Origin of the sequence: Pseudomonas sp. PDM31 (genome assembly GCF_019218965.1) — a bacterium.
In the GTDB taxonomy this organism is placed as follows: domain Bacteria; phylum Pseudomonadota; class Gammaproteobacteria; order Pseudomonadales; family Pseudomonadaceae; genus Aquipseudomonas.
Genome location: NZ_JAHUWS010000011.1, coordinates 90361 through 112162 on the forward strand (window position 1 = coordinate 90361; position 21802 = coordinate 112162).

The following is a 21802-nucleotide window of genomic DNA, read 5'->3' on the forward strand; positions in this document are numbered from 1 at the left end:
TGACGGGTCGAAGTCGCCCAAGTCAGACCGGCTCCTGTCCGCGCAACTGGCCATCACCGACCACGATGTACTTCTCGCAGGTCAGCCCCTCAAGACCCACCGGGCCTCGGGCGTGCAGCTTATCAGTAGAAATGCCGATCTCGGCACCCAAACCGTATTCGAAGCCATCGGCGAAGCATGTCGGGGTATTGATCATCACCGACGCGGAGTCGACTTCAGCCACAAAACGCCGGGTGTCGCCCTGGTGTTCGCTGACGATCGAATCGGTGTGATGGGAACCGTAATGATTGATGTGCTCGATGGCCTGGTCCAGTCCGTCCACCACACGGATCGACAGGATCGCCGCCAGGTATTCGGTGCTCCAGTCTTCTTCGGTGGCCGGCAGCGCTTCGATGATCGCCCGGGTGCGCTCACAACCGCGCAGCTCGACGCCTTTTTCGCGGAACTGGGCGGCCATAGCTGGCAGGAAATCTTTCGCAACGGTTTGATCGACCAGCAGTGTTTCCATGGCGCCGCAGATGCCATAGCGGTAAGTCTTGGCGTTGAACGCGATGCGTTGGGCCTTGGCCAGGTCGGCGTGCTCACTGACGTAAACGTGGCAAATACCGTCCAAATGCTTGATCACCGGCACCCTGGCGTCGCGACTGACGCGCTCGATAAGGCCACGACCGCCACGGGGCACGATGACATCCACGTATTCGGGCATGGTGATCAACGCGCCGACGGCAGCGCGATCCGTGGTTTCGACCACTTGCACCACCGCGGCCGGCAGATCGGCCTCGGCCAGGCCGCGCTGGATGCAGGCGGCGATGGCACGATTGGAATGAATCGCCTCGGACCCGCCACGCAGGATAGTCGCGTTGCCAGACTTCAGGCACAGGCTGGCGGCATCGATGGTCACGTTCGGCCGCGACTCGTAGATGATACCGATCACGCCCAAAGGCACGCGCATCTTGCCCACCTGGATACCCGACGGCCGGTAGCTCATGTCACGGATAGCGCCCACCGGGTCCGGCAAGGCAGCAACCTGACGCAGCCCGACGATCATGCCGTCGATCCGTGCCGGAGTCAGTGCCAGGCGTTCCAGCAGCGCTGGCTCCAGCCCATTGGCACGGCCAGCCGCCAGATCCTGTTCATTGGCAGCGGTCAGCTCGGCGCGAGCGGCGTCCAGCGCATTGGCGGCAGCCTGCAGGGCGCGGTTCTTTTGCGCGGTGCTGGCACGGCCGATCACGCGGGAAGCTTCACGGGCAGCGCGACCCAGGCGGGTCATGTAGTCAAGAACGGACTCAGTCATGGTCTGGCGTGGCCTTTTCCAAGGTCGTGGCAAAGAGTAAAGCGGCAGATTATAGCTGCCGCGTCTCCTGACTAACAGCGGTGACGGGCGGATGGTCGAAATGGAGGGTGATTTGCCTGCATTCAGGCTCGATTAAGCTGCAAATTGTTATCATCACGACTCATTCAGCCCTTATTACGCCGCTTATCATGTCCGATCTGACTGTTCGCGCGAACGCAATGACCCAGCCCAAGGCACTTGGAGACGCCTTTTTCGATCGGGACGCCCAGGTCCTGGCCCGGGAATTATTGGGCAAGGTCATCCGCCACCGAATCGGCGACCTGTGGCTCAGCGCTCGAATAATCGAAACCGAAGCTTATTACTGCAGCGAGAAAGGCAGTCACGCCTCACTTGGCTACACGGAAAAGCGTAAGGCTTTATTTCTGGATGGCGGCCACATCTATATGTACTACGCCCGTGGCGGCGATTCGCTGAACTTCAGCGCCCAGGGGCCCGGCAACGCGGTGCTGATCAAATCGGCTTATCCGTGGGTCGATGAGATCAGCGGGCCGGCCAGCCTGGCGCAAATGATGCTGAACAACCCCGATACCCAGGGCCGTCCTCGCCCTTCGCAAAAGCTCTGCTCCGGGCAGACATTGCTGTGCAAGGCCCTGGGACTGAAAGTACCGGTGTGGGATGCCAAGCGTTTTGACCATGAAGTTCTGCTGGTGGAAGATGTGGGACCGGTACCGACGCACATTATTCAGACCACGCGCCTGGGCATTCCCCACGGGCGTGACGAACATTTGATGTACCGCTTCGTCGACGCAGCGTATGCGCCCTACTGTACGCGCAACCCGCTGCGTCGCGGGCAAATCGAAGGTCACGATTACATACTGCTATGAACATCCCCCTGTAGGAGCGAGCTTGCTCGCGATGAATCTGAAGGCGACGCTTTGTTGCAGGCAGTGCGCGTCATCGTTAACGATCATCGCGAGCAAGCTCGCTCCTACAGGGGGAGGCACTTATAAACTGGAGTTTTGAATATGGGCCCATGGCTCGATAGCGTGACCGGATGGTTGGCGGTCAACCCGCAATGGCTGGCGGCGGCAGTGTTCATCGTGGCCTTTGTCGAATGCCTGGCGATTGCCGGGCTGATCGTGCCCGGCACGGTTTTGCTGTTCGCCGTGGCGGTGCTGGCCGGCAGCGGTGCGCTGTCACTGAGTGAAACCTTGCTGCTGGGCTTTCTCGCCGGCGTGCTGGGCGATGTGGTTTCGTATTTCCTCGGGCGCCACTTCCATCAGAACATCCGGCGCCTGCCTGGCTTGCGCCACCACCCGGAATGGATCGCGGGTGCCGAAGCCTATTTCCAGCGCTACGGCATAGCCAGCCTGTTGGTCGGGCGCTTCATCGGGCCCCTGCGGCCAATGCTGCCGATGGTCGCCGGCATGTGCGATATGCCCTTTCCACGATTCTTCGCCGTCAGCCTGCTGGCCGGCGCGGGTTGGTCAGTGGCTTATCTGATGCCTGGCTGGGCTACCGGCGCGGCGATTCGCCTGCCATTGCCCGAGGGTTTCTGGCTGCAGGCCGGGGTCGTTGCCGCCAGCATTGCGGCCATGGTCGGGATCAGTGCAACCAGCAGCCTGCGCCAACACCGCCGAGCCACGCTGTTCATTGCCGGCATGAGTTTGCTGATCCTTGCCGGTCTGTTTATCGGCTATCCGCACCTCAGCGCCCTTGATCAGGGGGTGATGACCCTGGTGCAGGAACACCGCAGCCCGGCGCTGGATGAAGTGGCCGTGGTTTTCACCTTGATCGGCGAGTTCCACTACATGCTGATGTTCAGTGGGTTGCTGGTAGCGCTGCTGCTTATTACCCGGCAGTGGCGGCATGCGATTTTCGCCTGCGCCACCCTGCTCTGCACATCGCTGGCCAATACCGGGACCAAGTTTTTCTTCGCCCGCGTGCGCCCGGAAGTGCTCAGCGATCCGCTGACCAGTTACAGCATGCCCAGTGGCCATGCATCGGGAGCGTTCGCACTATTCCTGACCCTGGCCGTACTGGCGGGTCGCGGACAACCACCACGGATGCGCCTGACCTGGTTGCTGGTGGCTTGCTTGCCGGCGCTGGCGATTGCCCTTTCCCGGGTCTACCTCGGCGTTCACTGGCCGACGGATGTATTGGCAGGTGCGATGCTGGCCGCTTGCATCTGCGCGGCCAGCCTCTGGTTGACCCAGCGCCAGGCGCCGCTTACCGCTATGCCAACCAGGGTCTGGTGGCTGGTACTGCCGGCACTGGTAGCGTTGTTCGGGTTCTTCGTATTGCGGCATTTGCCCCATACGCTGTTGCGGTATGCCTATCAGTAACCAGGCCTGTCAGGCAAACAACTCACCCTGTAATTCATCCAGCAGCGCCTGAATGGCATCCAGTCGCTGCTGCGGATCATCGAGTTGCAGCAGATCAATCTTGTCCACTTCGGCAAACGGCAACAGGTAGGCCAGCTGATTGGCCAGCGATTGCTGACCGGTCGCTTCAGTACCCATGTTCAGGGCCTCGACCATCGGATGCTCCGCCAGGGCCTTGAGCAAGGCGACCAGGTCGGCATCCTCGTCCTGCAACGGTTGCTCCGGCTCGTCTTCCAGCCACTCGACCTCGGCGACGGTCAATTGATCGCGCTGGACTTCGCTGCGCAGCACATTGAAACGCCGCGCGCCCTGCACGCGGATACCCAACAGGCCATTATCCTGCTGCTTGAAATCGGTGATCAGCGCTTCACAGCCCACCAGCGCATACCCCTCGGGAGCAAGGCCAACTTCCTCGCCATCAAGGATGCATACCACGCCAAAGCCGCCGCCCTGCTTCATGCAGCGGCCGATCATGTCCAGGTAGCGCGCCTCGAAAATCTGCAAGTCGAGGATGCAGCCCGGAAACAGCACCGTGTTCAGTGGAAAAAGCGGCAGACTCATAGACATTTCCTTTACACCACCATCGATACCGCCAGCGGCAGCAACACCGCCGTGGCCACGCCCATCAGACTCATCGCCAGCGCGGCGAAGGCACCGCACTCTTCACTTTCCTGCAACGCCACCGAGGTGCCCACGGCGTGGGCGGTCATACCCAGGGCCATGCCCCGGGCTTCGGGACTGTGCACGCCGAGCCGGGTCAACAGGCTCGGGCCGAAGATCGCGCCGATCACACCGGTTATCAGCACAAACACAGCCGCCAGCGCCGCGACGCCACCGATCTGCTCAGCCACCAGCATGGCGATTGGCGAGGTCACGGACTTCGGTGCCATGGTCATCAGGATCATGTGTTCGGCCCCGAACCACCAGCCGAGCAGTACGCCCATTGCGGTGGCCACCACGCCGCCTATCACCAGCGTAGTAAATATCGGCCAGAACAACTGCCGAATCCGTCGCAGGTTGAGGTACAGCGGTACCGCCAGCGCGACAGTGGCCGGGCCGAGCAGGATACTGAGAATTTCGGTGCTCTTGCGGTACTCGGCGTATGTCAGGCCACAACTCACCAGCACGCCGATCACCAACAACATGGAGACCAGCACAGGCTGCAAAAAGATCCAGCGGGTTTTTTCGTAGGCTGCCAACACCAGTTGATAGGCGCCAAGGGTAATGCCGATGCCGAACAGTGGATGATGAATTACCGACGTCCAGGCGCCGTGCCAGTCCAGGATCATTGGCCGTCCTCAGGGTGCGTATGACGTTTGACCATGCGTTGCATCAGCACACCGGCAAAGGCCATGGACAGCAGCAGCGACAGAACCAGCGCACCGACGATGGCCCAGAAGTCGGCGGCAATGTCCTTGGCGTAAACCATCACACCCACCGCCGGCGGTACCAGCAGCAATGGCAGATAGCGCAGCAGGCTGCCGGCTGCCAGGTTCAACGGCTCACCGACCTGGCCTCGACTGATGAGGTACACCAGCAGCAACAGCAGACCGACAATCGGACCCGGTAGCACCGGCAAAAACAAATGATTGATCGCCGTGCCGAGCAATTGGAACAGCACCAGCCATGTCAGGCCCCGTAACAACATCGTTGATCTCCCGCAAAAATCCATCACCCGCATTGGCACACGCATTATAAGCACGCCTGCGCTATGGATCGGCATTCGCCAAACGCATCGGCAGTTGACCGGGGCCTTTTGCCATGTTGATCTAAGGCAGTAAGCCGGGAGGTCGAAATCCCCCCCTCAACAATTATAAAAGTGAAGAATCCAAGGAGTGTCTCAATGCCCTATGTTCCAGTTGCGGAGCTAAATGACTATATCGGCAAGGAACTTGGAAGTTCCGAATGGCTCACCATCGATCAGGAGCGCATCAACCTGTTCGCCGAAGCCACAGGGGATTTTCAGTTCATCCACGTCGACCCGGTCAAAGCTGCTCAAACGCCGTTTGGCTGCACCATTGCCCACGGCTTCCTGTCGCTGTCGCTGATTCCGAAACTGATGGAAGACATCCTCGTCATGCCTGAAGGCTTGAAGATGGTGATCAATTACGGCCTGGACAGCGTGCGCTTCATTCAACCGGTCAAGGTCAATTCGAAGGTGCGGCTCAAGGTCGAGCTGACCGAAGTCATCGAGAAAAAACCCGGCCAGTGGCTACTCAAGGCTACCGCCACCCTGGAAATCGAAGGCTCGGACAAACCGGCATACGTCGCCGAACCTCTGTCGCTTTGCTTCGTGTAAAACCTCCCGGATGCGAAACAGCTCACGCTGTTTCGCGCCCTCTCCCTGCTCCCGGCCCTATATATGGGCACATGGCTGCGGCATACTCGGTCGCCTAATTGCCCGGAACCCGCTATGCGCCCACTTGCACTCCTTGCCTTGACCCTGATGCTCACCGCTTGCGGGGACGGCGAATCGCCATTGCCTCCCGATGCCCGCCTGCCGGACGGCGGACGCTATCGCGGCGAACTGGTCAATGGAATGCTGCAAGGCCAGGGCCGCATCGACTATCCGAACGGTAGCTGGTACGCCGGCGAATTCGACAAGGGCCAGTGGCATGGCCGGGGCGAATGGCACGGCAGTAACGGCGAGGTTTATCGCGGGCAATTCAATCAGGGCCTGTTTGACGGCCAAGGCAGCCTGACCACCAGCGCCAGCAGTTACAGCGGCGGATTCAAGTCCGGGCGGCGCGACGGTGAAGGCACCCTCAAAGAAAACGGCATGACCTACCGCGGCGAATTCAAGGCCGATCAGTACTCCGGTCTCGGTCGCCTCGAACTCGAAGACGGCAGTAGTTATGAGGGCCAGTTCACCCGCGGCAAACCCAACGGCGAAGGCCAGCGTGGCGACGGCAGCGGCAATCAATTCACCGGGCATTTCGTCGACGGTCAGCTGGAAGGTAACGGTACATTCAACAGCGCCGATGGCGACATCTATGTCGGCGGCTTCAAGAACAATCAACTGCACGGCAAGGGACGCTACGAGAACGCCGACGGCGACGTCTGGCTGGGTCAGTTCAAGGAAGGTTCGCTCAATGGCAAGGGTGAGCTGATCGGTGCCGACGGCAGCCATTACATCGGCCATTTCAACGACTGGCGATTTACCGGCCAGGGTCGCTTGAACCTGGCCGACGGCAGCTTCTACACCGGGCAGTTCGACAACGACAGCTATCAGGGTCGCGGCACCCTGGTACTGACCGACGGCACCGTCATGAGCGGCACCTGGATCAACGGCCAGCGCGTGCGGGACGCCGACGGCAAATTGCTGCCTGACACACTGGAACTCGGCCTGCTGGCCCAGGGACGCCTGCTCGAAGAAGCACTGGCCAGCGTGCCGGCCTCGACCCCGGCAGTGGAACTCTATTCGCTGACCCTGGGCGGTGACGGCAAGCAGAGCGTGTTCCTGCGCGAGTCTGATTACGTCGCCAACATGCTCACCTCGCGCTTCGGCGCCTATGGCCAGATCCGCCTGGTGAACCATCGCGACCACCTCGGCGACCGCCCGATGGCCACCCGGGAAAACCTGCGCCGCGCCGCTGTGACGCTGGCCGAACGCAGTGGCCCGGAGGATCTGGTTTTCATCTACCTGACCAGCCACGGCACCGCTGAACACGAACTGGTACTCGAACAACCACGCATGGAGCTGGCGGATCTGCCGGCCGACGAAATGGCTGCCGTCCTGGCCCCGCTGAAAAACCGTGACAAGGTCATCGTGATTTCCGCCTGCTACTCCGGCGGTTTCATCCCCGCCCTCAAGGATGAACGCACGCTGATCATCACGGCGTCCCGGGCTGATCGGGTGTCCTTCGGTTGCTCGGAAGAAGCCAACTTCACCTACTTTGGCGACGCCCTGTTTGCCCAGGCCCTGAACCAGACCGATGATCTGGAGCAAGCCTTCAAGCTGGCCAAGGCTACCGTGGCCGAGCGTGAACTGGCGGACGGTTTCGAGGCCTCCGAGCCGCAGCTCTGGGCACCGAAAACCGTCCTCTCGCACTGGCAGTTGTTACGCAAGCAACAGGCACGAAAGGCATTACAAAGTGTCTCTAACGACAGCAAGGATACAAACAGCAACTAAGCTGAACAGTATCAAGGGAGAAACACTATGTACTTGACGCCTCAACACGTGCTGCTTGCCGGAGCCACCGGCTTGACCGGTGAACACTTGCTGGATCGCTTGCTGAACGAACCAACGATCACCCGCGTGCTGGCGCCTTCTCGCCGGCCATTGGCCACGCACCCGCACCTGGAAAACCCTATCGGCGACCCCATGGTGTTTCTTCCGCAGCTGAACGGGCGCGTCGATATCGCCTATTGCTGCCTGGGTACCACCATCAAGCAGGCGGGCTCCGAACAGGCATTTCGCGCGGTGGATCTGGACATGGTGGTGGCGTTTGCCAAACGCGCCCGGGAAATGGGCGCACGACACCTGATCGTGATCAGCGCCTTGGGGGCTGATCCGAAATCGTCGATTTTCTACAATCGGGTCAAAGGTGAGATGGAACTGGCATTGCGCGCGCAGGACTGGCCGCAGCTGACCATCTGCCGCCCTTCGCTGCTGCTGGGCGAACGCACCGAACCGCGCCTGGGCGAAAAACTCGCCGGCCCGCTGTCACGGCTGATCCCCGGTAAATACCATGGCATCGAAGCCTGCCAACTGGCCCGCGCGATGTGGCGCCTGGCCCTGGAAGAACAGGATGGCGTGCGGGTTATTGAATCCGATGAACTACGCAAATTAGGTAAATAGCGGACCTGTGGCGAAGGGGCTTGCCCTCGTACGGCTGCGCGCAAATCCTGTGCGTGTGGTGTATCTGTAAAACGGAGATGACCTTGTTGGGGGCTGCTTCGCAGCCCTACGGGGGCAAGCCCCCTCGCCACAAAAGCGCTTCCTCCTACAATCCCCCGGTCGCCTGAAAACCTACTCCAAGCACGGTCAGCAATGACAACGGCAACAGCAGCGTGTCGAGCAACGCACTGGCCGGCAGGTCGACGCCGGGATAACTCGGTGCTTCGGCACCGAATCGGTCCATGGCGCAACAACCCCCTTGGATCGCATACCAATCCAGACGAGTTCCCGAGTACACCACCGGCGCCCCCGGCTTGGCCGCATCGAGGGTGCGTGCCGTGGCGCAACCAGCCAGTTGCAGCGCCAGCACAATCGCCAGCAGCTTATTCATCACTGGTCAGATGATGCTCGCCCCAACGCGGCAGCATGTCCTGAGGAATGTTCAACAGGTTGAGAATCCGCGCCACGACGAAATCGATCAGATCATCAATGGTTTGCGGTTGATGATAAAAGCCCGGCGACGCAGGCAGGATCGTCACGCCCATGTTCGACAACTTGAGCATGTTCTCCAGATGAATGCTCGAATACGGCGCCTCACGAGGCACCAGAATCAGCTGGCGTCGTTCCTTGAGCGTCACATCGGCGGCGCGTTCGATCAGGTTGTTGCAAGCGCCCGTGGCGATGGCAGACAGGGTGCCCGTGGAGCACGGCACCACCACCATCGCCGACGGCGAGCCGGAACCCGAGGCCACCGGCGACATCCAGTCTTCCTTGCCGTAGACGCGAATCTGCCCTGCGGCAGCACCGGTGTATTCGGTGAGGAAGGCTTGCATCATCTGCGGCTTGGCCGGCAGCGTAACGTCGGTTTCCGTGGCCATCACCAATTGCGCGGCCTTGGAGATCAGGAAGTGCACTTCTCGATCTTCCCGCACCAGACAGTCGAGCAGGCGCAGACCATACTGGGCGCCCGAAGCGCCGGTCATCGCCAGAGTGATGCGGTCCGGACCGTTGTTCATTTGAGCGCCTCGGCGAGTTTGCCGTGCAGGCCGCCAAAGCCGCCGTTGCTCATGATCACCACGTGAGTGCCGGGTTGAGCCTGGCTCTTCACACGCTCGATGATGCCTTCCAGGGAATCACTGACAATCGACGGTACGGTGCACAACGCAGCGGTGCCCGCCAGATCCCAGCCGAGGTTGGCCGGCGCGTACCAGATCACCTGATCGGCATCGACCACGCTTTCCGGCAAGCCATCGCGGTGAGCACCGAGCTTCATGGAGTTGGAACGTGGTTCGATGATCGCAATCAACGGAGCATCGCCGATGCGTTTGCGCAGACCGTCCAGCGTGGTGGCGATGGCTGTCGGGTGGTGAGCGAAGTCGTCATAGATGGTAATGCCACGCACGTCCGCGACTTTTTCCATCCGCCGCTTCACGCTCTTGAACGCGCTCAATGCGGCGATACCCATGGACGGCACCACACCGACATGGCGCGCGGCCGCCAACGTGGCCAGTGCGTTGGCGACGTTGTGCTGACCGGTCATGTCCCACTCGACCACACCTTGGGCGACGCCTTCGAACATCACTTCGAACTTCGAACCGTCTTCGCTGAGCAGCTTGACCTGCCACTGGCCGCCAGCGCCGGTGGTTTGCACCGGGGTCCAGCAGCCCATCTCGATGACGCGCTGCAAAGCCGGCTCAGTGGTCGGATGAATCACCAGGCCTTCGCTCGGGATGGTCCGCACCAAATGATGGAACTGGCGCTCGATGGCCGGCAGGTCCGGGAAGATATCGGCGTGGTCGAATTCCAGGTTGTTCAGGATCGCCGTGCGCGGACGGTAGTGTACGAACTTGGAGCGCTTGTCGAAGAACGCACTGTCGTACTCATCGGCTTCAATCACGAAAAACGGCGTGCCGCCCAATCGGGCCGACACCGAGAAATTCTGCGGTACGCCACCGATCAAAAAGCCCGGGCTCATGCCGGCGTACTCCAGCACCCAGGCGAGCATGCTGCTGGTGGTGGTCTTGCCGTGGGTACCGGCAACCGCCAGTACCCAGCGCCCTTGCAGCACGTGATCGGCCAGCCACTGCGGCCCCGAGACGTAAGGCAGGCCTTTGTTCAGTACGTATTCCACAGCGGGATTGCCCCGCGACATGGCGTTGCCGATCACCACCAGGTCCGGCGCCGGATCGAGTTGCGCAGGGTCGTAGCCTTGGGTCAGCTCAATGCCCTGGGCCTCCAGCTGAGTGCTCATCGGCGGATAGACGTTGGCATCGGAGCCCGTCACGTGATGGCCCAGCTCTTTGGCCAGAACCGCCATCGAACCCATGAAGGTGCCGCAGATACCCAGAATATGAATGTGCATAGTCGACCTCGTAAAACATGGCCGCAGGTTAGCTTAGGGAGGGGAAAATCGCACTCTTTAGGTGAGGGGACCGAGGGATGGTGGCTTTGGCGTCTTGCGTTTTGCTCGAGATCCATCCCCTCACCCCAATGGGGAGAGGGGGAAGGGAGCTGATCTCGGTTGGTTTCATATTCTCGGTCCACCTGGAAATATCAGGCCGCGAAATCATTGACAGACAACTCGGTCAGTCCCCTCCAGGAGAGGGTTAGGGTCAGGGCGCTTTTGAGGCCTACCGCGCAATCCCATGCTTACGCAACTTGCGATACAACGTATTACGGCTCACCCCCAACTGCTGCGCCGTATGCGTCATATGCCAACGCGTATGCTCCAGCGCACTCAACAACGCCAGCCGCTCAGCATCCTCCAGCGGATGCCCGGACGCCCCCTCAACCGGCAATGCCGCCGGCCGCGCCTGACGAATCATCGCCGGTAAATCCTCAAGCCCGATACGCCCGTTGTCACACAACGCCGCCAACGTTCGCAGCACATTGCGTAACTGCCGCACGTTGCCAGGCCAGGCAAAACTCAACAAGGCTTCCCGCGCCGGCGCGTCGATCAGCACGCTGTCCCCAGCGGCCTCTTCGGCCAGCAGGAAGTCGAGCAGTTGCGATTTGTCCGTGCGATCACGCAATGCCGGCAATGCCACTTCCAGCCCATTGAGGCGGTAATACAAGTCTTCGCGAAAACTACCGTCCTGCACCCGTCCCAGCAGGTCACGGTGGGTGGCGCTGATGATCCGCACATTCACCGACTCCGGCTCGCCGCCGATCGGCACGACCTGCCGGTCTTCCAGCACTCGCAACAACCGTGTCTGCAGGGCCAGCGGCATATCGCCGATTTCATCGAGGAACAAGGTGCCACCATCGGCCTGTTGCAACTTGCCGCGCATACCTTCCTTGCGCGCACCGGTGAAGCTGCCACCGCGATAACCGAACAACTCGCTTTCAATCAGGCTCTCGGGAATCGCCGCACAATTGAGGGCGACGAAGGCTTTGTCGGCGCGTTGACTGGCGTGATGAATCGCTTTGGCGAACGCTTCTTTGCCCGATCCGGTTTCACCGTTGACCAGTAACGGCACGTCTCGCTCGTACACGCGCAGAGCCTTGCGAAAATCTGCCTGCAACGTCGCATCACCCAGGCAGATGCCAGGAATTTGCGCACGCTCTTCAACCACTGGCGCGGGCACCAGCGGCATGGGCGCGCGGCGGGCTTGCCCGCGCAACACTGCGAACAGGCAGCGCCCGTCACGGGTGCGCAACGGCCAACTGGCGCTGGCGTTCACGCACGCTCGGCCGAGCAGTTCGTCCAGTGAACAATCGAAGAACGCCTCAACCGGCTTGCCCAATAAACCGCCACGAATATGCCCCAACAGGTTCAGCGCACTCTGGTTGACCGCGCAGATCCGCCCTTCCCCGTCAAACGCCAGCAAGCCTTCGCTGAACAGCCCGACAGACTCGGCCTGTAAATGAAAACGCAGCAGCCATTGGTTATCGAAGCAGCGCAGGAAATAGCAGCTCTCGATCATCTTCGCCGACAGATTGACCAAGGCCATGGTGTGAAACTGACTCTGCCGGGAGACATCGCGTCGCGCCGAAGACACGTCGAGTACCGCCAGCAGTTCGCCATGGGGATCGAACACCGGGCTGGCCGAGCAGGTCAGCCCGGTGTGCCGACCGCGAAAATGTTCGTCCTGATGGATGGTCAGCGATTGCCGCTCCACCAGGCAGGTGCCGATGCCGTTGGTACCTTCGCAGGCTTCGCTCCAGTCGGCGCCGAGCCATAGCCCGGCGCGCTCGAAAATCCTGCGCTCGGCGGGGGCGGTGACGCAGTTGAGGATCACGCCGCGTGCGTCGGTCAGCAACACTGCGTGGCCAGCGCCCGAGAGTTGCTGGTGCAGGCTGGTCATCTCGTTGCCGGCGATGTGCAGCACTTGCTGCAAGCGCTCGCGACTTTCGAGGACGCGGCCGTGCTCCAGCACTGTCGGCGCCATGGTCTGGGCCGGGTCGAGGTGATAGTCCTCAAGGCAACGCAGCCAGGACCGGGCGATGGATGGATCGCTGCCAGGACCTTGCAGGTGGGCTTTGCCCTGGGTCACGGTCAGTACTTGCTGGGCATGGCGACTCAAGTGGTTGTCGTGCATTTCTTATTGTTCTCCCCGGTCCTCGGCGACGCGCACGTCCGAGCATCCTCCAGCCGGGCGGGCTTTGCAATGCTGGCGAGACTGGTCAGTCACTCGCTGTACCAGCAACGGTACAAAGTGTCACCCAGCTTGTACCGAAAGCGTCACAGCGGTCCTCCGCCCGTCCGACAAAAACCGCGCAAAGCCTTGATTTGCCTGAGCTGCAGGGCGCTGGCCCGGCCTTTGCTCTACGCTTATAACAAGCGCACATGCGCACCTCCCTATAAGCACAAAAGCAAGGAGAGAGTCATCATGCGTTACGCTCACCCCGGTACTGAAGGCGCTATCGTTTCGTTCAAGAGCAAATACGGTAACTACATCGGCGGCGAGTTCGTCGCGCCTGTCAAAGGTCAGTACTTCACCAATACCTCGCCAGTGAATGGCCAACCCATTGCCGAATTCCCACGCTCCACGGCCGAAGACATCGACAAGGCCCTGGACGCTGCCCACGCCGCTGCCGATGCCTGGGGCGCCACGTCCGCCCAGGCGCGCTCGCTGGTGCTGCTGAAAATCGCCGACCGCATCGAACAGAACCTGGAACTGCTGGCAATCACCGAATCCTGGGACAACGGCAAGGCTGTGCGTGAAACCCTCAACGCCGACATTCCGCTGGCTGCCGACCACTTCCGCTACTTCGCCGGCTGCATCCGCGCCCAGGAAGGCAGCGCTGCCGAGATCGACGGCAACACCGTGGCCTATCACATCCATGAGCCACTGGGCGTGGTTGGGCAGATCATTCCGTGGAACTTCCCGATCCTGATGGCCGCCTGGAAACTCGCCCCGGCGCTGGCTGCCGGCAACTGCGTGGTACTCAAGCCTGCCGAGCAGACCCCGCTGGGCATTACCGTGCTGGTCGAACTGATCGGCGACCTGCTGCCACCCGGCGTTCTGAACATCGTCCAAGGCTTCGGCAAAGAAGCCGGCGAAGCCCTGGCCACCAGCAAGCGCATCGCCAAGATCGCCTTCACCGGTTCGACCCCGGTCGGCTCGCACATCATGAAATGCGCCGCCGAAAACATCATTCCGTCCACCGTGGAGCTGGGTGGCAAATCGCCGAACATCTTCTTCGAAGACATCATGAAGGCCGAACCGTCCTTCATCGAAAAAGCCGCTGAAGGCCTGGTGCTGGCGTTCTTCAACCAGGGCGAAGTTTGCACCTGTCCGTCTCGCGCCCTGGTGCAAGAGTCGATCTACGACGACTTCATGAAAGAGGTGATGAAAAAAGTCCTGTCGATCAAACGTGGCGACCCGCTGGACACCGACACCATGGTCGGCGCCCAGGCGTCCGAACAGCAATTCGACAAAATCCTTTCGTACCTGGAAATCGCCAAGGGCGAAGGCGCCGAGCTGCTGACCGGCGGCAAAGTGGAAAAACTCGAGGGCAGCCTGGCGACCGGGTATTACATCCAGCCGACCCTGCTCAAGGGCACCAACAAAATGCGTGTGTTCCAGGAAGAAATCTTTGGCCCGGTAGTGAGCATCACCACCTTCAAGGACGAAGCCGAAGCCCTGGCCATCGCCAACGACACCGAGTTCGGCCTGGGTGCCGGTCTCTGGACCCGCGACATCAACCGCGCCTACCGCATGGGCCGCGCCATCAAGGCCGGTCGTGTGTGGACCAACTGCTACCACCTGTACCCGGCCCACGCTGCGTTCGGCGGTTACAAGAAGTCCGGCGTCGGTCGTGAAACCCACAAGATGATGCTCGATCACTATCAGCAGACCAAAAACCTGCTGGTGAGCTACGACATCAATCCGCTGGGCTTCTTCTGATCGAGCCTCCCGGCGACTTCGGTCGCCGGGAGGGGCTTGTTCCGGCAAGACCCATTTTTTGTCCAATGCATTCGGCCCCCGTCGGCGGCCGGATGCACGGCTGCACGCAAAAAAACGCAAAGGCCCGCGCGCCCTTGGTGAACACAGCGTCCGCGCTTGCAAACAACAATAAGAAAGGAGTCCGCATTGGATCAGATCGGCAACTACGTGCTCTATCTCATCATGTTCTGCGCCGTACTCGGCGCCTTCGCGGCGATCTACAACAGCGACGAAGGACTTGGTAAAGAATTCATGGAAGGCATCCACGCCACAGGGCACATCTTCGTGCCGGCGGCGGGGATCATGGCGTCCATCCCCTACCTGACCGTGGTCATCGAAAAAGCCTTCGGCCCGTTCTTCAGCTCCCTGGGCGCAGACCCGGCGCTGGCAGCGACCATGATCATCGCCTCGGACATGGGCGGCTATCACCTGGCCTCGGCCCTGGCGGCCAGCAAAGAAGCCCTGGTCATGGCGCTGATCACCGGGTTCATGGGCGGCGCAACCATTGTGTTCTCGATCCCGATGGGCCTGGCAATGCTCGACAAGCGTGACCATAAATACATGGCCCTGGGCATCATGTCGGGCATCCTGACCATCCCCCTGGGCGTGCTGATTGCCAGTGTCATCCTCGCGTTCAGCAACCCGCTGGTCCGGGAACTGGTGTCGACCAACGGCGAAGCCACCTATCAATTGGCCCTGGGCCTGGGCAGCATCTTCGCCAACCTGTTGCCGATCCTGATCTTCGTCGTAGCCCTGGCCCTGGGCCTGCGCTTTTTGCCCGACCTGATGATCAAAGGCTTCATCATTTTCGGCCGCACCCTGGACGCGGCGATCAAGCTGGTGCTGGTGTTCTCCATCGTCGAGTACTTCACCGGCGTGTTCACCCTGGTGTTCGGCAACTGGGGGTTCCACCCGATCATCGCCGACGCCGAGGACCAGACCCGCGCCCTGGAAACCGCCGGCTATATCGGCATCATGCTGGCCGGCGCCTTCCCGATGGTCTACCTGTTGCGCAAATACCTTGGCAAACCGCTGGAAAGCCTGGGCAGCAAGATCGGCCTGAGCGCCGTTGGCAGTGCCGGCATGCTGGCCACCATCGCCAATATCCTGGCCATGTTCCGCCTGGTGCGCTTCATGCCGCCCAAAGACAAAGTGATCAACATTGCCTTTGGCGTGTGCGCGGCCTTCCTGCTGGGCGACCACCTGTCCTTCACCGCCAACTTCCAGCCCACCATCATTGTGCCGGTGCTGATTGGCAAGATAAGTGCAGGTTTCATTGCCGTGGGCCTGGCGTATTGGCTGTCGGTACCCAAGGCCTTGCAACTGGAGGCCGAGGACCGCGCCGCCGGGATCATTGCCAAGGGCGAGTACCTGGGCCTGCCACTGCCGGAAACCCTGCACCCCGACGGCACCAAGGCAACGGCCTGAGTCCGCTGCATTGAAGTGCGCTGCCCACACCGGGCGTGGCATGCTCAGCCACGGCCGGCCCCGGGCAGCGCACTGTCCCATTTGAAACGGAGACTGAAATGGCAAGTTTTTCCCATAGCGTGGGCGCCCAGACCTACCGCTTCGACGACCTCAAGGACGTCATGGCCAAAGCCAGCCCGGCACGCTCCGGGGACTTTCTGGCCGGTGTCGCCGCGCTCAACGATGGCGAGCGTGTGGCCGCGCAAATGACCCTGGCCGACATCCCGCTGAGTCACTTCCTGCATGAAGCGCTGGTTCCCTATGAGGACGATGAAGTTACCCGGTTGATCATCGACACCCATGACAAGCAGGCCTTTGCCATCGTCAGCCACCTCACCGTCGGCGATTTCCGCGACTGGTTGCTCAGCGACGCCGCCGACGAACAGAGCCTGCGCGCGCTGGCCCCCGGCCTGACCCCGGAAATGGCCGCCGCTGTGTCGAAGATCATGCGCGTACAGGATCTGGTGCTGGTGGCCCAGAAAATCCGCGTGGTCACAAAGTTTCGCGGCACCTTGGGCCTGCGTGGCCGATTGTCCACGCGCCTGCAACCCAACCATCCCACCGACGAACCGGCCGGGATCGCTGCCAGCATTCTCGATGGCCTGCTGCACGGCAATGGCGATGCCATGATCGGCATCAACCCCGCCACCGACAGCATCGCGTCGATTTGCACGATGCTGGAAATGCTCGACGCGATTATCCAGCGCTACGAAATTCCCACCCAGGCCTGCGTACTGACTCACGTCACCACCTCGATCGAAGCCGTCAATCGCGGTGTACCGCTGGACCTGGTGTTCCAGTCGATCGCCGGCACTGAAGCGGCCAACGCCAGTTTCGGTATCAACCTGAACCTGTTGCAGGAAGGTTATGACGCCGGCCTGAGCCTCAATCGCGGCACCCTGGGGCAAAACCTGATGTATTTCGAAACCGGCCAGGGCAGCGCCCTGTCGGCCAATGCCCATCATGGTGTCGATCAGCAGACCTGCGAAACCCGCGCCTACGCCGTGGCACGGCATTTCAAACCGTTTCTGGTCAACACCGTAGTCGGCTTCATCGGCCCGGAATACCTCTACAACGGCAAACAGATCATCCGCGCCGGCCTCGAAGACCATTTCTGCGGCAAGTTGCTCGGCGTGCCCATGGGTTGTGACATCTGCTACACCAACCATGCCGAGGCCGACCAGGATGACATGGACACCCTGTTGACCCTGCTGGGCGTGGCCGGGATCAACTTCATCATGGGCATTCCCGGCTCTGACGACATCATGCTCAACTACCAGACCACCTCGTTTCATGACGCGCTGTACGCCCGCCAGACCCTTGGCCTCAAGCCGGCGCCGGAGTTCGAGCAATGGCTGGCGAAAACGGGCATCTTCACCCAGGCGGACGGCAAGGTCAGGTTTGGCAGCAACTTGCCAGCCGCCTTCCGTCAGGCCCTGGCACAACTGGGATGACTGCCGATATGGATAAACCACCCTACGATCCGCACAACCCTTGGCTGGAATTGCGCCGCCTGACCCCGGCAAGAATTGCCTTGGGCCGCACCGGTACCAGCCTGCCAACCCGCGCCCAGCTGGACTTCCAGTTCGCCCATGCCCAGGCGCGAGATGCCGTGCACCTGCCATTCGACCATGCGACCCTCAGCTCGCAGCTGGCCGAACAGGGCCGCGAAAGCCTGCTGTTGCACAGTGCGGCAATCGATCGCAACAGTTACCTGCAACGCCCCGATCTGGGGCGAAAACTCAGCGATGCGTCGGCGCAGCGCTTGCGCGAGTACGCTAGCGCCCATCCTGGCGGCGTGGATCTGGTGATCGTGGTCGCCGATGGCCTGTCGGCATTGGCGGTTCATCGCCACACCCTGCCGTTTCTGGCGCGCCTTGAAGAACAGAGTGCCGCAGATGGCTGGACCATGGCACCGGTCATGCTGGTGGAACAGGGGCGCGTGGCAATCGCCGACGAAATCGGCGAGTTGCTGGGAGCAAAAATGACCGTGATCCTGATCGGCGAGCGCCCCGGCCTCAGCTCGCCAGACAGCCTGGGATTATATTTCACTTACAATCCCAAAGTCGGCCTGACCGATGCCTGGCGCAACTGCATCTCCAATGTCCGGCTTGAAGGGCTGAGCTATGGCGTGGCGGCACATCGTTTGCTTTATTTGATGCGCGAAGCCTGTCGGCGACAGCTTTCAGGGGTCAATCTGAAGGACGAAGCGCAACTGCAAACGCTGGAATCAGCCCCGGGCACAGAGCTCAAAGGCAACTTTCTACTCGACTCATCGCAAACCTGAACCGTTCCACATTGCGTTTGTATTGCGGTTTCAGGCACGATCGTTCCGCGGCCGCCAAGGTTTCCCGTTGCCGTCAAATGACGTTAGACAGCCACTTGAAGACGAGACCTACGATGCGGATTATTCAAGCGACCCTCGAACACCTGGACCTGCTAGTGCCCTTGTTCGTCAGATATCGCGAGTTTTATGGTTCCCTGCCGTACCCGGACTCGTCGCGGGCGTTCCTCGAAAAACGCCTGCGCCGCAAGGAATCGGTGATCTACCTGGCCCTGGCCGATGATGACAACAACAAACTGATGGGCTTCTGTCAGTTGTACCCCAGCTTTTCTTCGCTTTCGCTCAAACGCGTGTGGATTCTCAACGACATCTTTGTCGCCGAAGACGCCCGCCGCCAGTTGGTCGCCGACAATCTGATCCGCACCGCAAAAAAAATGGCCAAGGAAACCAATGCCGTGCGCATGCGCGTTTCCACCAGCAGCAACAACGAAGTCGCGCAGAAAACCTATGAATCCATCGGATTCAAGGTGGATACCCAGTTCAAGAACTACGTGCTGCCGATCAGCGACGAACTGTAAATAGCCTCGCAAGAGATCGTCCGAACCGGCCCGAGCCTTCGGACGATCTTTGCACCACCCTGCCCGTCCCCCGAAAACATCCCCCGCTACAATCTCGACGCGCTTTTCATCTCACGGCCCGTATAATGCCGACCTTTTCCGGCTTGTAAGAATAAACTACGCATGCATGTAGTCTTACGCGAAGTCATCCGCACAGGCCTGCTGAGCCGGGCCATCACCATAGGTGCTTTCCATGGATTTCAACCCGATCGATCTCATCCTGCATCTCGACGTCTACCTCGACATGCTCGTGACCAACTACGGGACCTGGATCTACGCGATTCTTTTCATGGTGATCTTCTGTGAAACCGGCCTTGTGGTCATGCCCTTCCTGCCGGGCGACTCCCTGCTGTTCATTGCCGGCGCCGTTGCGGCGGGTGGCGGCATGGACCCGGTATTGCTCGGCGGCCTGCTGATGCTGGCGGCGATTCTCGGTGACAGCACCAACTACCTGGTCGGACGAACAGCCGGGGAAAAGCTGTTCAGCAACCCGGACTCGAAAATATTCCGCCGCGATTACCTGCAACAAACCCACGATTTCTATGACAAGCACGGCGGCAAAACCGTGACCCTGGCGCGTTTCCTGCCCATCATCCGCACCTTCGCCCCGTTCGTCGCCGGCGTCGGCAAGATGCCGTACCCACGATTCTTCGCCTTCAGCGTACTCGGCACCATCTTGTGGGTTGGCGGCCTGGTGACCCTCGGCTTCTTCTTCGGCAACGTGCCATTCATCAAGCAGAATCTGTCGCTGCTGGTGGTCGGGATCATCCTGCTGTCGCTGTTGCCAATGATCATCAGCGTCGTGCGCAGCCGTCTCGGCGGCTCCAATCCCAAAGCCGAATCACGCTGACAGCATGTGGTCCCTCAGCGCCTGGCGTCGCCGGCGCATCCTGGCCAGGCACCCGATTGCCGATGACATGTGGCAACGGGTGCGCCATCACCTGAGCTTTCTCGATGGCATCAGCGCCGCCGAAGACCGCTGGCTGCGCGAAGCCTGCGTACTGTTTCTCGAAGACAAACACCTGACCGCCCTGCCCGGTGTCGAACTGCACCAGGAACAACGCCTGCTGCTCGCCGCCCAGGCGCAACTGCCGCTGCTGCATCTGGGCGACCTCAACTGGTATCAGGGTTTCCACGAGATCATTCTCTACCCCGACGACTTTCTCAGCCCCCAGCGTCATCGCGACGCCAGTGGTGTGGAGCACGAGTGGGACGGCGAACACAGCGGCGAAGCCTGGCAGCAAGGTCCGATCATCCTCGCCTGGCCCGGCGTGATGGCCAGCGGCGGCTGGGAAGGCTACAACCTGGTGATTCACGAACTGGCGCACAAACTCGACATGCTCAACGGCGACGCCAACGGCCTGCCGCCGTTGCACGCCGACATGCGGGTCAGCGACTGGGCCAGGGTCATGCAAGAGGCCTACGACGACCTCGACCGGCAACTGGAGCGCAACCCCGACGCAGAAACCGCCATCGACCCCTACGCCGCGGAAAACCCTGCCGAGTTCTTTGCCGTCACCAGCGAATACTTCTTCAGCGCCCCGGATCTGCTCCACGAAGCGTATCCACAGGTCTATGAACAGCTGCAACTGTTCTATCGACAGGACCCGCTGGGCCGGCTTCGGCAACTTCTGGCGCAAGATCCGGTCTACCGGGCTCACTGATGTCTACACGACCTCTGGTACATGGCGTCGCCGTAGGAATATGCCTATAATCGCCGCCACTTTTTGGTCAATCCGGCCAAGTGTTTCTGGTCAACTAACGGGGGCAACGCCCAATGAGCTACAGCAAGATTCCGGCTGGCAAAGACCTGCCGAACGACATCTACGTCGCGATCGAGATTCCGGCCAACCACGCGCCGATCAAATACGAAATCGACAAAGACAGCGATTGCCTGTTCGTTGACCGTTTCATGGCCACCCCAATGTTCTACCCGGCCAACTACGGTTACATCCCGAACACCCTGGCTGACGACGGTGACCCCCTCGACGTGCTGGTCGTGACCCCTTACCCGGTTGCGCCAGGCTCGGTAATCCGCGCTCGCCCGGTCGGCATCCTGAACATGACCGACGACGGCGGCGGCGATGCCAAAGTCATCGCAGTTCCACACGACAAGCTGTCCCAGCTATACGTCGACGTGAAGGAATACACCGACCTGCCGCCACTGCTGATCCAGCAGATCGAGCACTTCTTCGCGAACTACAAAGATCTCGAAAAAGGCAAATGGGTGAAGATCGAAGGCTGGGCCGGCGCAGACGCCGCCCGCGAAGCGATCACCAAGTCGGTTGCGGCCTATAAAGGCTAAGTGCAGCCAGTAGCTTTTAGCTGCTAGCGACAAGAAGAACCCCGGTTAAGCCGGGGTTTTTTTTGGCCGCGAAAAAGCACCAACCACACAGCACGTTTAATTCGATCTTATCTCGATATTTCCTGTTTAATTTTCCCCAACAGCGTCTTACATCCGGTCTCGAATTTCCCGCTGATTTTGAACATAGCGTTTATTCAAAGCCTTATCCCGCGCCAGTAG

General features: G+C 60.7%; 21 protein-coding genes. 13 read left to right on the top strand and 8 right to left on the bottom strand.

Features of this window, described 5'->3' with window-relative positions:
* Nucleotides 1-22 precede the first annotated feature (22 nt).
* Complete coding sequence (locus KW839_RS21250) at nt 23-1294, bottom strand: glutamate-5-semialdehyde dehydrogenase (protein ID WP_218425421.1); 1272 nt, start codon at nt 1292-1294, stop codon at nt 23-25.
* A 188-nt stretch (nt 1295-1482) separates the two neighbouring features.
* On the opposite strand from KW839_RS21250, the gene KW839_RS21255 reads away from it, so the two are divergent.
* Together KW839_RS21255 and KW839_RS21260 are read left to right on the top strand one after the other, a co-directional pair.
* On the top strand, nt 1483-2178 hold the full coding sequence (locus tag KW839_RS21255) for a DNA-3-methyladenine glycosylase (RefSeq protein WP_218425422.1): 696 nt from the start codon (nt 1483-1485) through the stop codon (nt 2176-2178).
* Nucleotides 2179-2319: 141 nt separating this feature from the next.
* Nucleotides 2320-3639: a bifunctional DedA family/phosphatase PAP2 family protein gene (locus tag KW839_RS21260; protein ID WP_060543255.1), complete on the top strand. Its 1320-nt coding sequence runs from the start codon at nt 2320-2322 to the stop codon at nt 3637-3639.
* Nucleotides 3640-3648: 9 nt separating this feature from the next.
* On the opposite strand, the gene KW839_RS21265 is transcribed toward KW839_RS21260, so the two are convergent.
* Genes KW839_RS21265 through KW839_RS21275 form a run of 3 tightly spaced genes read right to left on the bottom strand, consistent with a single transcriptional unit; the run spans nt 3649 to nt 5326 of the window.
* Nucleotides 3649-4239, bottom strand: a complete 591-nt coding sequence (locus KW839_RS21265; RefSeq protein WP_060543254.1) for an LON peptidase substrate-binding domain-containing protein — start codon at nt 4237-4239, stop codon at nt 3649-3651.
* An 11-nt stretch (nt 4240-4250) separates the two neighbouring features.
* A complete protein-coding gene (locus KW839_RS21270) occupies nt 4251-4961 on the bottom strand; it encodes an LrgB family protein (protein WP_177336992.1) in 711 nt (236 codons plus the stop codon).
* A 2-nt stretch (nt 4962-4963) separates the two neighbouring features.
* Nucleotides 4964-5326: a CidA/LrgA family protein gene (locus tag KW839_RS21275; protein ID WP_060543252.1), complete on the bottom strand. Its 363-nt coding sequence runs from the start codon at nt 5324-5326 to the stop codon at nt 4964-4966.
* Between the two features lie 195 nt (nt 5327-5521).
* Between KW839_RS21275 and KW839_RS21280 the strand changes: the two genes are divergently transcribed.
* From KW839_RS21280 to KW839_RS21290, 3 genes are all read left to right on the top strand, one after another.
* On the top strand, nt 5522-5977 hold the full coding sequence (locus KW839_RS21280) for a MaoC family dehydratase (RefSeq protein WP_060543251.1): 456 nt from the start codon (nt 5522-5524) through the stop codon (nt 5975-5977).
* A 114-nt stretch (nt 5978-6091) separates the two neighbouring features.
* A complete protein-coding gene (locus KW839_RS21285) occupies nt 6092-7810 on the top strand; it encodes a C13 family peptidase (protein ID WP_218425423.1) in 1719 nt (572 codons plus the stop codon).
* A 27-nt stretch (nt 7811-7837) separates the two neighbouring features.
* On the top strand, nt 7838-8479 hold the full coding sequence (locus tag KW839_RS21290; RefSeq protein WP_060543249.1) for an oxidoreductase: 642 nt from the start codon (nt 7838-7840) through the stop codon (nt 8477-8479).
* Between the two features lie 145 nt (nt 8480-8624).
* Here KW839_RS21290 and KW839_RS21295 read toward each other — a convergent pair whose 3' ends face one another.
* The 4 genes from KW839_RS21295 to KW839_RS21310 form a co-directional block, all read right to left on the bottom strand.
* Nucleotides 8625-8909: a YceK/YidQ family lipoprotein gene (locus KW839_RS21295; RefSeq protein ID WP_060543248.1), complete on the bottom strand. Its 285-nt coding sequence runs from the start codon at nt 8907-8909 to the stop codon at nt 8625-8627.
* The gene (ubiX, locus tag KW839_RS21300; protein ID WP_218425424.1) at nt 8902-9534 is read right to left on the bottom strand and encodes a flavin prenyltransferase UbiX; all 633 of its coding nucleotides are present in this window, start codon (nt 9532-9534) and stop codon (nt 8902-8904) included. The genes KW839_RS21295 and ubiX overlap by 8 nt, the downstream gene beginning before the upstream one ends.
* Nucleotides 9531-10880, bottom strand: a complete 1350-nt coding sequence (gene mpl / locus KW839_RS21305; protein WP_060543246.1) for a UDP-N-acetylmuramate:L-alanyl-gamma-D-glutamyl-meso-diaminopimelate ligase — start codon at nt 10878-10880, stop codon at nt 9531-9533. The genes ubiX and mpl overlap by 4 nt, the downstream gene beginning before the upstream one ends.
* A gap of 268 nt (nt 10881-11148) precedes the next feature.
* Nucleotides 11149-13059 carry a sigma-54-dependent Fis family transcriptional regulator gene (locus KW839_RS21310; protein ID WP_218425425.1) on the bottom strand — a complete coding sequence of 637 codons (1911 nt, stop codon included), beginning with the start codon at nt 13057-13059 and terminating at the stop codon, nt 11149-11151.
* Between the two features lie 291 nt (nt 13060-13350).
* On the opposite strand from KW839_RS21310, the gene KW839_RS21315 reads away from it, so the two are divergent.
* The 8 genes from KW839_RS21315 to ppa all read left to right on the top strand — a co-directional run bounded on the left by KW839_RS21315 (nt 13351) and on the right by ppa (nt 21583).
* Nucleotides 13351-14871 (top strand): aldehyde dehydrogenase family protein, encoded by a 1521-nt coding sequence (locus KW839_RS21315; protein WP_218425426.1) that lies wholly within the window; start codon nt 13351-13353, stop codon nt 14869-14871.
* 186 nt (nt 14872-15057) lie between these two features.
* Nucleotides 15058-16338, top strand: a complete 1281-nt coding sequence (gene eutH, locus KW839_RS21320; protein WP_218425427.1) for an ethanolamine utilization protein EutH — start codon at nt 15058-15060, stop codon at nt 16336-16338.
* Between the two features lie 98 nt (nt 16339-16436).
* On the top strand, nt 16437-17831 hold the full coding sequence (locus KW839_RS21325; protein ID WP_218425428.1) for an ethanolamine ammonia-lyase subunit EutB: 1395 nt from the start codon (nt 16437-16439) through the stop codon (nt 17829-17831).
* 8 nt (nt 17832-17839) lie between these two features.
* Nucleotides 17840-18664: an ethanolamine ammonia-lyase subunit EutC gene (eutC, locus tag KW839_RS21330; RefSeq protein WP_218425429.1), complete on the top strand. Its 825-nt coding sequence runs from the start codon at nt 17840-17842 to the stop codon at nt 18662-18664.
* Nucleotides 18665-18777: 113 nt separating this feature from the next.
* Nucleotides 18778-19239, top strand: coding sequence for an N-acetyltransferase (locus KW839_RS21335; RefSeq protein WP_060543241.1), 462 nt, complete (start codon nt 18778-18780; stop codon nt 19237-19239).
* A gap of 232 nt (nt 19240-19471) precedes the next feature.
* On the top strand, nt 19472-20128 hold the full coding sequence (locus tag KW839_RS21340; protein WP_218425430.1) for a DedA family protein: 657 nt from the start codon (nt 19472-19474) through the stop codon (nt 20126-20128).
* Nucleotides 20129-20132: 4 nt separating this feature from the next.
* A complete protein-coding gene (locus KW839_RS21345) occupies nt 20133-20942 on the top strand; it encodes a zinc-dependent peptidase (protein WP_218425431.1) in 810 nt (269 codons plus the stop codon).
* A 113-nt stretch (nt 20943-21055) separates the two neighbouring features.
* Nucleotides 21056-21583, top strand: a complete 528-nt coding sequence (ppa, locus tag KW839_RS21350; RefSeq protein WP_003205933.1) for an inorganic diphosphatase — start codon at nt 21056-21058, stop codon at nt 21581-21583.
* The last annotated feature ends 219 nt before the right edge of the window (nt 21584-21802 follow it).